This window comes from Hydrocarboniphaga sp., assembly GCF_028291725.1.
Taxonomy (GTDB): domain Bacteria; phylum Pseudomonadota; class Gammaproteobacteria; order Nevskiales; family Nevskiaceae; genus Hydrocarboniphaga.
The window spans coordinates 1-12,881 of record NZ_JAQGNT010000109.1; the positions used below are offsets into that span (position 1 = coordinate 1).

The 12,881-nt window shown below is 65.5% G+C and carries 12 protein-coding genes; 7 read left to right on the forward strand and 5 right to left on the reverse strand.

Annotated features, from left to right (window positions below; genetic code table 11):
- Positions 1-176 precede the first annotated feature (176 nt).
- A complete protein-coding gene (locus JWQ90_RS27720) occupies positions 177-1,334 on the reverse strand; it encodes an acyl-CoA dehydrogenase family protein (protein WP_299698328.1) in 1,158 nt (385 codons plus the stop codon).
- A gap of 151 nt (positions 1,335-1,485) precedes the next feature.
- Here JWQ90_RS27720 and JWQ90_RS27725 point away from each other — a divergent pair, with 151 nt between their 5' ends.
- The 5 genes from JWQ90_RS27725 (at position 1,486) to JWQ90_RS27745 (ending at position 8,201) form a co-directional block, all read left to right on the forward strand.
- Complete coding sequence (locus JWQ90_RS27725; protein WP_299698329.1) at positions 1,486-1,683, forward strand: hypothetical protein; 198 nt, start codon at positions 1,486-1,488, stop codon at positions 1,681-1,683.
- Positions 1,684-1,770: 87 nt separating this feature from the next.
- Entirely contained in the window at positions 1,771-5,391 is a 3,621-nt protein-coding gene (locus tag JWQ90_RS27730) for a hydantoinase B/oxoprolinase family protein (RefSeq protein ID WP_299698330.1), read from the forward strand.
- Positions 5,392-5,534: 143 nt separating this feature from the next.
- Positions 5,535-6,236, forward strand: a complete 702-nt coding sequence (locus tag JWQ90_RS27735) for a DUF969 domain-containing protein (RefSeq protein ID WP_299698331.1) — start codon at positions 5,535-5,537, stop codon at positions 6,234-6,236.
- Positions 6,233-7,183, forward strand: a complete 951-nt coding sequence (locus tag JWQ90_RS27740; RefSeq protein ID WP_299698332.1) for a DUF979 domain-containing protein — start codon at positions 6,233-6,235, stop codon at positions 7,181-7,183. The genes JWQ90_RS27735 and JWQ90_RS27740 overlap by 4 nt, the downstream gene beginning before the upstream one ends.
- Entirely contained in the window at positions 7,164-8,201 is a 1,038-nt protein-coding gene (locus tag JWQ90_RS27745) for a DUF2891 domain-containing protein (protein ID WP_299698333.1), read from the forward strand. Before JWQ90_RS27740 ends, JWQ90_RS27745 begins: the two co-directional genes overlap by 20 nt.
- 13 nt (positions 8,202-8,214) lie before the next feature.
- Here the strand turns inward: JWQ90_RS27745 and JWQ90_RS27750 are convergent, their stop codons facing one another.
- The gene (locus JWQ90_RS27750) at positions 8,215-8,736 is read right to left on the reverse strand and encodes a helix-turn-helix domain-containing protein (protein WP_299698334.1); all 522 of its coding nucleotides are present in this window, start codon (positions 8,734-8,736) and stop codon (positions 8,215-8,217) included.
- Between the two features lie 94 nt (positions 8,737-8,830).
- Here JWQ90_RS27750 and JWQ90_RS27755 point away from each other — a divergent pair, with 94 nt between their 5' ends.
- The gene (locus JWQ90_RS27755) at positions 8,831-9,619 is read left to right on the forward strand and encodes a hypothetical protein (protein WP_299698335.1); all 789 of its coding nucleotides are present in this window, start codon (positions 8,831-8,833) and stop codon (positions 9,617-9,619) included.
- A gap of 149 nt (positions 9,620-9,768) precedes the next feature.
- Positions 9,769-10,362 carry a hypothetical protein gene (locus JWQ90_RS27760; protein WP_299698336.1) on the forward strand — a complete coding sequence of 198 codons (594 nt, stop codon included), beginning with the start codon at positions 9,769-9,771 and terminating at the stop codon, positions 10,360-10,362.
- An 82-nt stretch (positions 10,363-10,444) separates the two neighbouring features.
- Here the strand turns inward: JWQ90_RS27760 and JWQ90_RS27765 are convergent, their stop codons facing one another.
- From JWQ90_RS27765 to JWQ90_RS27775, 3 genes are all read right to left on the reverse strand, one after another.
- Positions 10,445-11,587, reverse strand: coding sequence for an acyl-CoA dehydrogenase family protein (locus tag JWQ90_RS27765; protein WP_299698337.1), 1,143 nt, complete (start codon positions 11,585-11,587; stop codon positions 10,445-10,447).
- Positions 11,588-11,705: 118 nt separating this feature from the next.
- Positions 11,706-12,359 carry an endonuclease III gene (nth, locus tag JWQ90_RS27770; RefSeq protein WP_299698338.1) on the reverse strand — a complete coding sequence of 218 codons (654 nt, stop codon included), beginning with the start codon at positions 12,357-12,359 and terminating at the stop codon, positions 11,706-11,708.
- Positions 12,356-12,640, reverse strand: a complete 285-nt coding sequence (locus JWQ90_RS27775; RefSeq protein WP_299698339.1) for a hypothetical protein — start codon at positions 12,638-12,640, stop codon at positions 12,356-12,358. Before JWQ90_RS27775 ends, nth begins: the two co-directional genes overlap by 4 nt.
- Positions 12,641-12,881: the final 241 nt, after the last annotated feature.

A 12,881-nucleotide genomic window follows, 5' to 3' on the forward strand; every position in this document is an offset into this window, starting at 1 on the left:
TTTGTTTTCCCATGTAATCGGCGAAAACAATGTACCGTTATTCTCCGAACACGCCACGAGTCTCTTTCATCATCAGGGGTGGCGCGAGTCGCCATGTCCGTTGGGGTGAGCGCAGCGAACCCCAACATCGGCGCGGAACAAATGTTGGGGTTCGCAGGCTCACCCCAACCTACGAGTTAGCGCCCTACCAGCGACCTTGCGATCACTTCTTTCATGATCTCGTTGGTGCCGCCGTAGATGCGCTGGATGCGTGCATCTAGCCAGTAGCGCGAGATCGGGTATTCGGCCATGTAGCCGTAGCCGCCGAACAGCTGCAGGCAGGCATCGACGACGCGGTTCTCCATCTCGCTGGTGGCGAGCTTGATCATCGCCGCGGTCGGCACGTCGAACTGGCCGATCGCATACAGCCGCCGACATTTTTCGTAGAACGCGCGGTGCACCTCGATATCGGTCTTGATCTTGGCCAGCTCGAAGCGCGTGTTCTGGAAGCTCGCGACGGTGGCGCCGAAGGCCTTGCGCTGGGTTACGTACTCGATGGTGCGTTCGAGCGCGCCCTCCGCATGCGCGACTGCCGACACCGCCAGCATCAGGCGCTCGCGCGGCAGCTCGTCGATCAGGTGGCCGAAGCCACCGCCGACGCGGCCGAGCACGGCGTCGGCATCCAGCTGCACATCGTCGAAGAACAGCTCGGAGGTATCGGCCGCATGCATGCCGATCTTCGAAAGGTTGCGGCCGCGCTTGAAGCCGGGCTTCTCGCCGTCGAGCAGGAACAGGGTCATGCCCTTGCCGCCCGCCTTGGGATCGGTCTTCGCGGCGACGATGATCACGCCGGCGTGCTGGCCGTTGGTGATGAAGGTCTTGGAGCCATTGAGCCGGTAGCCGCCGTTGCCATCGGCGACGGCGTAGGTCTTGATCGCCTGCAGATCCGAGCCGGTGCCAGGCTCGGTCATCGCCAGCGCGCCGAAGCATTCGCCGCGTGCCATGCGCAGCAGGTATTTCTGTTTCTGCGCCTCGGTGCCCAAGTGCAGGATGTAGGGTGCGACGATGTCCGAATGCATCATGAAGTTGGACACCAGCGACATGTAGCCGAGCCGCGAGCCTTCTTCGGCGACGGCGCAGGAGTATTCAAAAGGCGCGCCGCTGCCGCCGTATTCCTCGGGCAGATCCACGCACAGCAGGCCGGTTTCGGCGGCTTTCAGATACAGCGATTTCGGCACGATGCCGTCGCGTTCCCATTGCGCGTAATGCGGCTCGACCTCGTCGTTGAGGAAGCGCAGCACGGTGTCGCGCCAGGTGCTCAGGTCGGAGTCATCTGCGGCGGAGGAGGCATCCATGGGCGATCGTCGTCTTGGGTGGAAAATCCGATTGTCAGCCGCCGTCGCCGCCGCCGCGTCCGCCAAGCGGATGAGGCGCTGAACTCTGGCGGTGTAATGCCGTCCAAAACAGGCTGGCTCCAAAGCCGGCCTTCGTCTAAGGAGAGGAACAATGAAAAATCTGATCGGCAACCAGGTCGCTACCGACTACTCGAACTACGTTTTCAAATCCCGCGAAGAAGCCGAGGCGTTCTATCTGGCCGCGCGTCAGAGGGAAGCCAACCGACAGCAGCAACAGGCCGCGACGCCGGACGTGCGCCGCTCGCAGCAGCAGACGGTGGGAAGTAGCGGCGGTTCGAAACGGCGCTGAGAAGCGGCGGGTCACCACCCGCCACAAAATCTGGCTGGTAGGGCGGGTCGTGGCTAAAGTGTCGGCTGATTCCCACCGTGTCCGCCGATGTCGACTGATCAAATGCCCGCTCACGACTGGGAATTCTGGATCGATCGCGGCGGCACCTTCACCGACATCGTCGCGCGTCGGCCTGATGGCCTGCTGCTGACGCACAAGCTGCTGTCCGACAATCCCGAGCACTATCGCGACGCCGCCGCGGCCGGCATCGCCTGGCTGCTGGCGCGCAACGGCGACGCGTATCCACGTATCGCTGCGGTCAAGATGGGCACCACGGTCGCGACCAACGCACTGCTGGAGCGTCGCGGCGAACCCACGGTACTGGCCATCACCCAGGGCCACGCCGATGCGCTGCGTATCGGCTATCAAAGCCGTCCACGCCTGTTCGATCGGCATATCAAACTGCCGCCGCCGCTGTATTCGCGAGTCATCGAGATCGACGAGCGCGTCGCGATCGACGGCGAAGTGCTGCAGCCACTCGACGAAGCAGCCGCGCGGCGCGATCTGACTGCTGCTTATCAGGCGGGTCTGCGCTCGATCGCGATCGTGCTGATGCACGGCTGGCAGCACCAGGCACACGAGAAAAAGCTGGCGGAGATTGCGCGCGCTATCGGCTACACGCAGATCTCGGTCAGCCACGAAGTCAGCCCGCTGATCAAGCTGATCGGCCGCGGCGACACCACGGTGGCCGATGCCTATCTGACGCCGGTACTGCGGCGCTACCTGGACCGCCTGGAGCCCGAACTCGGCGGCGCACGCCTGCTGCTGATGCAATCCAACGGCGGCCTGGCCGAGGCGCGCCGGTATCGCGGCAAGGATGCGGTGCTGTCCGGCCCGGCCGGCGGCATCGTCGGCATGGCGCGCACCGCGTCCGAGGCGGGCTTCGAGCGCGTGATCGGCTTCGACATGGGCGGGACTTCGACCGACGTCTCGCACTATGCCGGCCAGGAAAACGGTGGCTACGAACGCGCCTGGGAGACCACGGTCGCCGGCGTGCGGTTGCGCGCGCCGATGATGGCGATCCACACGATCGCCGCCGGCGGAGGATCGATCTGCCGTTTCGACGGCGCGCGTCTGCGTGTCGGTCCGGAATCGGCCGGCGCGGTGCCGGGGCCGGCCTGTTACCGGCGCGGTGGCCCGCTGACCATCACCGACTGCAATCTGCTGCTGGGCAAGCTGCAGGCCGGGTTTTTTCCCGCGGTATTCGGCACCGGTGCTGATCAGGGATTGGATCGCGATGCGGTCGTCGCGCGCTTCGATGCGCTCGCGGCCGAAGTCGCGGCGGCGACTGGCGAAGCGATGTCGCCGGCCGCGCTGGCCGAAGGTTTTCTGCGCATCGCGGTTGACAGCATGGCGCATGCGATCCGGCAGATTTCCACGCAGCGCGGTCACGATCTGGCGCGCTACACCCTGGCCTGCTTCGGCGGCGCCGGCGGCCAGCATGCCTGCCTGGTCGCGGAGTCCCTATCCATGCGCCAGGTGATGATCCATCCCTACGCTGGCGTGCTGTCGGCCTATGGCATGGGCCTGGCGGATCTGCGCGTGGTGCGCGAACGCAGTGTCGAGCAGCCGCTGGATACCGCTGCCGATACTTTGCTTGAACTCGCCGCCGAACTGTCGCAGCAGGCGCGTGCCGAACTGCTGGAGCAGGCGGCGGGCAGTCCGCTGGATACGCTGAGCCTGCAGCGCCGCGTGCAGCTCAAGTACGCCGGCACCGACAGCGCGCTAGCCGTGGCGCTGGATCAGCCAGCCGCGATGCGCGCGGCTTTCGAGCTGCTGCACCGTCGCCGCTTCGGCTTCGATGTACCCGACAAGCCGGTGCTCGTCGAGATGATGTCGGTCGAGGCGATCGGCGCGCCGCGCAGCGGCCGAGCACGGACGGTCGAAGTCGCATCGCCGTCCGCCGAGCCGCTGGCGCAGGTCGACGCGATTCTGCGCGGCAGCCCGCGGCGCGTCGCGGTCTACGATCGCGATCGTCTGCCCGATGGCTGGCGCATCGACGGCCCGGTGATCATCCGCGAATCGACCGGCACCGTGGTCGTGGAACCCGGCTGGCGCGCGCGGCTGGACCGCTGGCGCAATCTGATCCTGGAATTCACTGCCGCCACCGAAAGCTCGGTACCGGGCCGTATCGACGCCGATCCGGTGTATCTGGAGCTGTTCAACAATCGCTTCATGGCAATCGCCGAGCAGATGGGCTACGCGCTGCAGAACACCGCGCACTCGGTGAACATCAAGGAGCGTCTGGATTTCTCCTGTGCGCTGTTCGATCGCGGCGCCCGTCTGGTGGCCAATGCGCCGCATATTCCGGTGCATCTGGGTTCGATGGGCGACAGCGTGCGCGCGGTGATCGCGCGCCGCGAGCAAACCGCCACGCCGTTCACCGCCGGCCAGGTTTACATGCTCAACGCGCCGTACAACGGCGGCACGCATCTGCCCGACATCACCGTCGTGATGCCGGTGTTCGATGCCGACGGCAGCAGCCTGCTGGCTTATGTCGCCGCGCGCGGTCATCACGCCGACATCGGCGGCATCACGCCCGGCTCGATGCCGCCGCATAGCCGCAGTGTCATTGAGGAGGGCGTGCTGATCGACGACTTTCTGCTGATCGATCGAGGCCGCATGCGCGAAGCCGAAGTGCGCGCGCTGCTGGCGAGCGGCGCCTGGCCGGCGCGCAATCCGGATCAGAACCTCGCCGACCTGCGCGCCCAGGTCGCGGCCTGTGCGCGCGGTGCCGAGGAATTGCGTCTGCTGGTGGCCGAGAGCGACCGTGAAGTCGTGGAGGCCTATCTCGGCCACGTGCAGGCGCATGCGGAAGTCTGTGTGCGCCGCCTGCTGGCGCGGGTGGCCGATGGCGAGGCCGCGATCGAAATGGACGATGGCGCGATCATCCGCGTCGCGATCAAGGTGGATCGCGAGCGCCGCTGTGCGCGTATCGATTTCGGCGGAACCAGCGCGCAGCGGGCCAGCAATTTCAACACGCCGCTGTCGATCTGCCGCGCCGCGGTGCTGTACGTGCTGCGCTGCATGATCGACGAGGACATTCCCTTGAACGACGGCTGCCTGGTGCCGATCGAGCTGATCGTGCCCGAGGGCAGCATGCTCAATCCGCGCTACCCGGCCGCGGTGGTCGCCGGCAACGTCGAGACCAGCCAGGCGGTGACCGACGTGCTGTTCGCCGCGCTCGGCGCGATGGCCGGCGCCCAGGGCACGATGAACAATTTCACGTTCGGCGACGAGGCCCGGCAGTACTACGAAACGATCTGCGGCGGCTCGGGCGCCGGGCCCGGCTTCGATGGCGCGCACGCGGTGCAGACGCACATGACCAATAGCCGGCTGACCGATCCGGAAGTGCTGGAGACGCGGTTCCCGGTGCTGCTGGAGCAGTTCGCCATCCGCGCTGGATCGGGCGGCGATGGCGCCTTCCGCGGCGGCGATGGCGTGGTACGCAGGCTGCGGTTTCTGCAAGCGATGACGGCGGGGATTCTGTCGAATCGCCGACGGGTTGCGCCGTCCGGGCTGGCCGGCGGTGGTGCCGGTGCGGTGGGTCGAAACTCCGTTGAGCGAGCCGATGGCCGCATTGAAGTCCTGGATTCGACCGCTGTGGTGGCGATGCATGTCGGCGATGTATTCGTGATCGAGACGCCGGGCGGTGGTGGCTACGGGTAGGTTGGGGTGAGTTTGCGAACCCCAACATCGGCGCGGAACAAATGTTGGGGTTCGCAAGCTCACCCCAACCTACGACGCTACGACGCCCTATGCGTCTCAGGTGCGAGTCTTGCTATACCGCTGCATTCAGATCGGGAGTGCACATGCTCAAGCTGCTCGGTATCGCGGTGATCGTCGCCGGTTTCGCGCTGCGCCTGAATCCGCTGCCGGTGATCGCAGCTGCGGCGCTGGTCACCGGGCTCGCGGCCGGGCTCGACGTCGTCGCGGTGATCTCCGCGTTCGGCAAGGCGTTCAACGAGAGCCGCTATGTCAGCATCGTGTGGCTGGTGCTGCCGGTGATCGGCGTGCTCGAGCGCGCCGGGCTGCGTGAGCGGGCCGGTACCTTGGTGTCGAAGCTGAAATTGCTGACCACCGGGCGGCTACTCGGCATCTACTTCGTGCTGCGCCAGGCAACGGCCGCGATGGGCCTGACCTCGCTCGGCGGACATCCGCAGATGGTGCGGCCGCTGGTCGCGCCGATGGCGCTGGCGGCGGCGGAATCGCGTTTCGGCGTGCTGCCCCGGTTCTGGCACGAACGCATTCGCGCGCATGCGGCGGCGGCCGACAACATCGCCAATTTCTTTGGCGAGGATATCTTCATCGCGATCGGTTCGATCCTGCTGATGAAGGGCTTCCTGGAACAGAACGGCATTCGGGTCGAACCGCTGCAGCTGTCACTGTGGGCGATCCCGACCGCGCTCGCCGCGCTGCTGATTCACGGGCTCCGGCTGGCGCTGTTCGAGCGTCGCCTGGCCAGGGATCTGGGTGGGGTAAAACCCGCTGCAGACGAGGATGCGGCCCGGTGATCGGGCTGCACGAGGTCTACGATCTGGCAGGCCTGATGTTCGCCGCCTACGCGGTGCTCGGCGTACTCGGGGCAGGGCAGCGGCGCTGGAAGAACTCCGCGTTCTGGGCGCTGCTGGCGCTGAGTTTTCTGGCCGGCGATGCGCTCGGTGATTTCGGCAATGGCCTGCTGGTGCTTGCACTGGTCCTGCTGGCCAGCCTCGGCGGACTCAAGCCACCCACGTCCGCGAATACGTCGGACGCGCAACGCCTGAGTTCGGCGCGGCGATGGGGTGATCGCCTGTTCGTGCCGGCGCTGATGCTGCCGCTGGTCACCGTGCTCGGCACGATCTTGTTCAAGAAGCTCGCCGCGGCCGGGCATCCGATCGTCGATCCGGCGCAGGCGACGCTGGTGTCGCTGGCGCTGGCGGTCATCGTGTCGCTGTCGATCGCGCTGCCCCTGCTGCGGCAGCCTTGGGCGTCGCCGCTGCAGGAAGGCCGCCGGCTGATCGACTCGGTCGGCTGGGCGGCGGTGCTTCCGCAAATGCTCGCGGCACTCGGCGCGGTGTTCGCGATGGCGGGCGTCGGCCAGGTGGTCGGCGATCTCGCCTCCCGCGCGATGCCGGCCGACAGTCGCCTTGCTGCCGTCGTGGCCTATACGCTGGGCATGGCCGCATTCACGCTGGTGATGGGCAATGCCTTTGCCGCGTTCCCGGTGATGACGGCCGGCATCGGTCTGCCATTGATCGTGCAGCGCTTCGGCGGCGATCCGGCGATCATGGCGGCGATCGGCATGCTGTCGGGCTTTTGCGGAACCCTGATGACGCCGATGGCCGCCAATTTCAACCTGGTGCCGGCGGCGCTGCTGGAACTGCCCGATCGCAACGCGGTGATCAAGGCGCAGTTGCCGACGGCGTTGCTGCTGCTCGCATTCAATACGGTGGCCATGTATGTCCTCGTCTGGCGTTGAATCAGGAATCCATCGGCTCGACGCTGCGCTGGCGCAGCGCTTCGCCACGATCGCGCTCGGGCACGTCGACCGCGAATATCCGCACAAGCTCGATCACGTGCTTGATGGCGACGGCGATGCCCTGCCGCCGCGCAGCCTGCACCCGCTGTTTCACGGCAGCTTCGACTGGCATTCCTGCGTGCATGGCTACTGGCTGCTGGCGACGCTGTTGCGCCTGTACCCGGGAATCGCGGCCGCAGATGAAATCCGCAGGCGTTTCGATGCGCGCTTCACTACCGATATCGTCGCTGCCGAATGCGCGTATCTGGCGCGTCCTTCGAGCCGCGGCTTCGAGCGCCCTTATGGCTGGGCCTGGCTGTTGATGCTGCAGGCGGAACTGCGGCGGCACGATACCGAGCCAGGCCGGCGCTGGGCGGCTGCCTTGCAGGCGCTGGCCGATGTTTTCACTCAGCGCTTCCATAATTTCCTGCCGAAGGCAACGTATCCGGTGCGCGCCGGCGTGCATACCAACACCGCTTTCGCACTGGCACTGGCGCAGGAATATGCGCAGCAGTCGTCCGACTCGCGATTGCTCGCGCTGCTGAAGAGCACGGCGGCGCGCTGGTATTCCGCCGATGCCGCATGCCAGGCCTGGGAGCCATCCGGCGATGATTTCCTGTCGCCGGCGCTGATCGAAGCCGAATGCCAGCGGCGCCTGCTGCCGCGGAGTGAATTTCGCCAATGGTTCGCGCGCTTTCTGCCGCGCGCGGCGCTGGGCGAGCCGGCGAGCCTGTTCGAGCCGGCGACGGTCAGCGATCGCAGCGACGGCAAGATCGCGCATCTGGACGGGCTCAACCTGAGCCGCGCCTGGTGCTGGCGTTCGATCACCGGCGCCCTCGCCGCGGACGATCCGCTGAAGTCCCGTGCGAGCACAGCGGTGCGTGCCCATCTTGACGCGGCGTTGTCCGAAGTCGCCGGCGACTACATGGGTGAGCACTGGCTGGCGAGCTTCGCGCTGCTGGCGCTGCGCGAATCATAGAGCGCGTCTGAAGCTACATCGGCGTGGTCTTTCGAGCCTGCTTGCTGCGCTGGCTCAGCAGTTTTCCCAGCATGCGCGTGCCAGGGCCCAGGCGTCCGCCGGGGCCGGCCTCCGTTGCCACGGTTTCGAGCAGCAAGGGTTCACCACATTGGTCGCAGGTGACGCGCGCCGTCGCCAGTGCGCCGCAGTCGTGACGGATGCGCGCCGGCGGGCCGGCCTTGTCCGCCTTCCAGCGATCACCCCAGGCCATCAGCGCCGCGATCACGCCGAACAGCTCGGCACCTTTCGCGGTCGGCACGTAGTCGTAGCGTGGCGGATGTTCCGCATAGGCGCGCTTTTCGAGAATGCCTTCGACGACGAACGAATCCAGGCGCGCGGCCAGCACTTTCCGCGACAGACCCAGGTCCTGCTGCAGCTGGTCGAAGCGGGTCAGGCCGACGAACACGTCGCGCAGGATCAGGGCGCCCCAGGCGTCGTGCAGCACCTGCATGCTGCGGGCGATCGAGCAATGGACGCCGGAAAGGTCGGTACGCATGACCGCTAGTCTAGCGCTAGTCCAGCGCCTCGGTTGCTTTAGGGAACGCACGATGGCAGCATAAGTTTTCTAAGGGAACTTAATGGTGGCGGTTATGAAGAAGTCCGGCGCTGCACCGCTGCGGCCTTCGCTCGTCCTCGCTGTGTTTCTGTGCGCCGGCAATGCGCGGGCCGGTGAGCCGGTCCGCGATCGATGGGGCAACATCCAGCAGGTTGATATCCAGGCGGAGCCGCCGGTGGCCAAGGCGGCCATCGCCTTCGACTTCCAGTTCAGCTACTCGAACGCACTGGGCTTGCCGCGTCCGCAGCGCGAGCTGGTGATCTACTGGCCCACCGGCGGGCGCTGGAACGGCGCGTTGTTTCCGCAGTGCGATCCGGTGCTGCTGGCGCAACAGGGTCCTGAGGTCTGTCCGGCGAATTCGCTGTTCCTGCGCGGTAAGGCGCTGGCGGCGCTGGGCAGCCAGGCGCTCACCATCGAGTCGGAAGTGCAGGGCTTTGTCGGCCTGCCGAAAAACGGCAATCCCACGCAGATCTTCTACATCCGGCCGCAGATCGGGCCGGCCTTCGTGCTCACGGGTGAGTTCACCGAGGAAGGGCAGGGACCGTACGGCCTGGTGCAGCGCTTCGACATGAACGCTATCCCCGCATCGACGGCGCTGACCCCGTCGCCGATCATCCTGACCGCGTTCCATAGCGAGGATCTACACACCTATGTCACGCGCCGTGTCGACGGCACGGACCTGCAGATTGCGCTCACCGTCGCGCCGGACACCTGTCCCGCCGACGGCTTCTGGCACTACGCGATCGAGAGCCGGTACCGGCTCGGCGACCTGCCGCTTCGCAGTGTCGGGCGGCAGCCTTGCGTGGGTGCGTCTACGGACTGAGCTGAAAGCCGGCGGGCTTCGCAACACTCGCCTCACGATGAGTGCCTGCTGAATATTTCGAGCTTAAATAAAGTTCATGTAAGCCCTCGGCAGGGAACCCGCTTTTTCCCTGCGAGGTCGAAAAACGCACAACCCCGCAGGAGATGGAAATGGACTTCAATAAAACCGCTTGCGTACTGGCTCTGTCGGCGCTGATCGCGGCGCCCGCATACGCGCAAAGCAGTACCGCCGCCGACGTGCAACGCGACGCCAACCAGGAGCAGCGCATCGACAATGGCCTGCAGTCGGGCCAGCTCAATACGCGCGAGGCCGGGCAGTTGCAGCACGAGGAAGCGCACGTCGACCAGATGGAGCAGAAGGCCGATCACAACGGATCGGTTTCTGCGCACGAGCAATCCGAAATCAACGCCGAGCAGAACAAGCTCAGCCGCAACATCAACAATGCCAAGCACAACAGCGTCACCGGCAACCCGGATTCGAAGTCTTCGAAGCGCATGCAGGCCGACGTGCAACAGGACGCAAGCGAGCAGCAGCGCATCGCCAATGGCATGCAGAACGGCTCACTGAGCAATCGCGAGACCGGCCGGCTGGAGCGCGGCCAGGCGCATGACGATCGCGCGCAGAGCACGGCGGCTGCCAATGGCCATGTCAGCGCCAGCGAGCAGCAGAACCAGCAGCAGCGCGACAAACATCAGAGCAACCAGATTCACAAGGACAAGCACGACAACGACTATCACGGCTGATTCTGGTCGTAGGTCGGCAATCCTTTGCCGACGTGGCTGGTGATCGCATATCGACGGTACACGTCGGCAAGGGATTGCCGACCTACCGCCCGACCAGAGATCTGGCGATGACTTCCTTCATGATCTCGCTGGTGCCGCCGTAGATGCGCTGGATGCGCGCGTCGGCCCAGTAGCGGCTGATCGGATATTCGGCCATATAGCCGTAGCCGCCGAACAACTGCAGGCAGCCGTCGGTGACGCGGCCCTCCATTTCGGTGGTCGCAAGCTTGGCCATCGCCGCGGTCGGTACGTCGAGCTTGTGCTCGGCGTACTGCGCCGTGCATTTCTCGACGAAGGCGCGATGCACTTCGATGTCGGTCTTCATCTTCGCCAGCTCGAAGCGGGTGTTCTGGAAGCTTGCGATCGCCACGCCGAAAGCCTTGCGCGTGCTCGTGTATTCGATGGTCTTTTCCAGTGCGCCCTGCGCATGCCAGACCGCCGACACCGCCAGCGTCAGGCGCTCGCGCGGCAGCTCGTCGATCAGATGGCCGAAGCCGCCGCCGACGCGGCCGAGCACGTCGGCCGCCGCGACGCGCACATTGTCGAAGAACAGCTCGCTGGTATCGGCCGCGTGCATGCCGATCTTGTCCAGGTTGCGGCCGCGCGTGAAGCCGGGCAGGGAAGTGTCGACCGTGAACAGCGTGGTGCCGCGGCCTCCTGCTTTCGGATCGGTTTTGGCCGCCAGCACGACGACACCGGCATGCTGGCCATTGGTGATGAAGGTCTTGGAGCCGTTGATGACATAGCCATCTCCGTCGGCGAGCGCACTGGTCTTGATGCCCTGCAGGTCGGAACCGGCGCCGGGCTCGGTCATGCCGATCGCGCCGATGCAGGCACCGCTGGCCATCTTCGGCAGGTACTTCCGTTTCTGCTGTTCGCTGCCCAGATGCAGGATATAGGGAGCGGCGATGTCGGAGTGCACGGTCAGGTTCGAGGCCAGCGCCAGGAAGCCCATGCGCGAGACTTCCTCGATCACCACCATCGAGAACGCGAACGGCGCGCCGGCGCCGCCGTATTCCTCGGGCTGGTCGACGCATAGCAGCCCCGCTTCACCCAGCTTCAGGTACAGCTCTTTGGGGAAGATGCCGACGCGTTCCCACTGCGGGTAATGCGGCTCGACCTCGTCGCTCAGAAAGCGGATCACGTTGTCGCGGAACAGCGCGAGTTCTTCGGTGCTCGTGTCCATGGGGTTCCCGGGAATGAAAAGTCGTGCGCGATTATCGGCTGAACGGGTAGGTTGGGGTGAGCTTGCGAACCCCAACATCGGTCCTCGCATCTGTTGGGGTTCGCAAGCTCACCCCAACCTACGCCTTGATCGGCGCCGTCGGCAGCGTCTTTTGCCTGAACTCGCACAGATCGACGATTACGCAGCGCGGGCATTCCGGTTTGCGCGCCTTGCAGACGTAGCGGCCGTGCAGGATCAGCCAGTGATGCGCGTCGCGCGCGAACTCGCTAGGGGTGAACTTGACCAGCTTGTCCTCGACGATGCGCACGGTCTTGCCCGGCGCCAGCCCGGTGCGGTTGGCGACGCGGAAGATATGTGTGTCGACGGCGATGGTGTGCTCGCCGAATGCGGTGTTCAAAACTACATTGGCGGTTTTGCGGCCGACACCGGGCAGCGCTTCCAGCGCATCGCGATCACGCGGCACTTCGCCGCCGTGTTCGCGCAGCAGGATTTCGCTGAGCGCAATCACGTTCTTCGCCTTGCCGTTGAACAGGCCGATGGTCTTGATGTATTCCTTCACACCGGCCAGGCCGAGGTCGACGATCGCCTGCGGCGTATTGGCGACGCGATACAACTTGGCCGTGGCCTTGTTGACGCCGACGTCGGTGGCCTGCGCCGACAGCACCACCGCGACCAGCAGTTCGAACGGCGTGCTGTAGTGCAGCTCGGTGGTCGGAGCGGGATTGCCGGCGCGCAGGCGTGCGTAGATGGTCAGGCGTTTCTGTGGATTCATCGATCCGGTTCTTGGAGCCAGGCACCCCTGGTGAAGAACAGCGGATCGCCGAGCCTGTCGGGGATCGCATCGACATCCGAAGGAGAATAGGCGTGCGTTGTTCCGACGGCAGCTTTCACAAAGAGGCTGGCCAGCTGGCTCGATACGCTTGGGGTGTGCACGGAGCGCATCGAGGCTTGCTGCATCTCGCGGCGGATCTTGTCCATCGAGTCCTGGGCCGGCGACACCGATGCCGACAGCAGCAGGTCGAAACCACAGAAGCCAACGATCAGGGTGCGCATGTGCATTCCTTGAGGCAGCGATGCCTCCAGCATATCGCTGTTGCTTCAATCAGGGCGAGCGCGATTGTGCACGTGCCAGTTGTAGGTTGGGGTGAGCGCAGCGAACCCCAACGTTTCGCCATCGAAGGGAGCTACAACGTTGGGGTTCGCAAGCTCACCCCAACCTACGGAAGCCGGTGCGGCTGTCGTGGCCTTCAAGCCGGCTCCAACCGGCGCCGTTGTGCCGTGCGCCACCTGCAAC

Bases quoted from the DNA above. Each gene is read 5' to 3' on its own strand.
- JWQ90_RS27720 (WP_299698328.1), bottom strand. From the start codon at position 1,334: ATGGATGCCTCCTCCGCCGCAGATGACTCCGACCTGAGCACCTGGCGC.
- JWQ90_RS27725 (WP_299698329.1), top strand. From the start codon at position 1,486: ATGAAAAATCTGATCGGCAACCAGGTCGCTACCGACTACTCGAACTAC.
- JWQ90_RS27730 (WP_299698330.1), top strand. From the start codon at position 1,771: ATGTCGACTGATCAAATGCCCGCTCACGACTGGGAATTCTGGATCGAT.
- JWQ90_RS27735 (WP_299698331.1), top strand. From the start codon at position 5,535: ATGCTCAAGCTGCTCGGTATCGCGGTGATCGTCGCCGGTTTCGCGCTG.
- JWQ90_RS27745 (WP_299698333.1), top strand. From the start codon at position 7,164: ATGTCCTCGTCTGGCGTTGAATCAGGAATCCATCGGCTCGACGCTGCG.
- JWQ90_RS27750 (WP_299698334.1), bottom strand. From the start codon at position 8,736: ATGCGTACCGACCTTTCCGGCGTCCATTGCTCGATCGCCCGCAGCATG.
- JWQ90_RS27755 (WP_299698335.1), top strand. From the start codon at position 8,831: ATGAAGAAGTCCGGCGCTGCACCGCTGCGGCCTTCGCTCGTCCTCGCT.
- JWQ90_RS27760 (WP_299698336.1), top strand. From the start codon at position 9,769: ATGGACTTCAATAAAACCGCTTGCGTACTGGCTCTGTCGGCGCTGATC.
- JWQ90_RS27765 (WP_299698337.1), bottom strand. From the start codon at position 11,587: ATGGACACGAGCACCGAAGAACTCGCGCTGTTCCGCGACAACGTGATC.
- nth (WP_299698338.1), bottom strand. From the start codon at position 12,359: ATGAATCCACAGAAACGCCTGACCATCTACGCACGCCTGCGCGCCGGC.
- JWQ90_RS27775 (WP_299698339.1), bottom strand. From the start codon at position 12,640: ATGCGCACCCTGATCGTTGGCTTCTGTGGTTTCGACCTGCTGCTGTCG.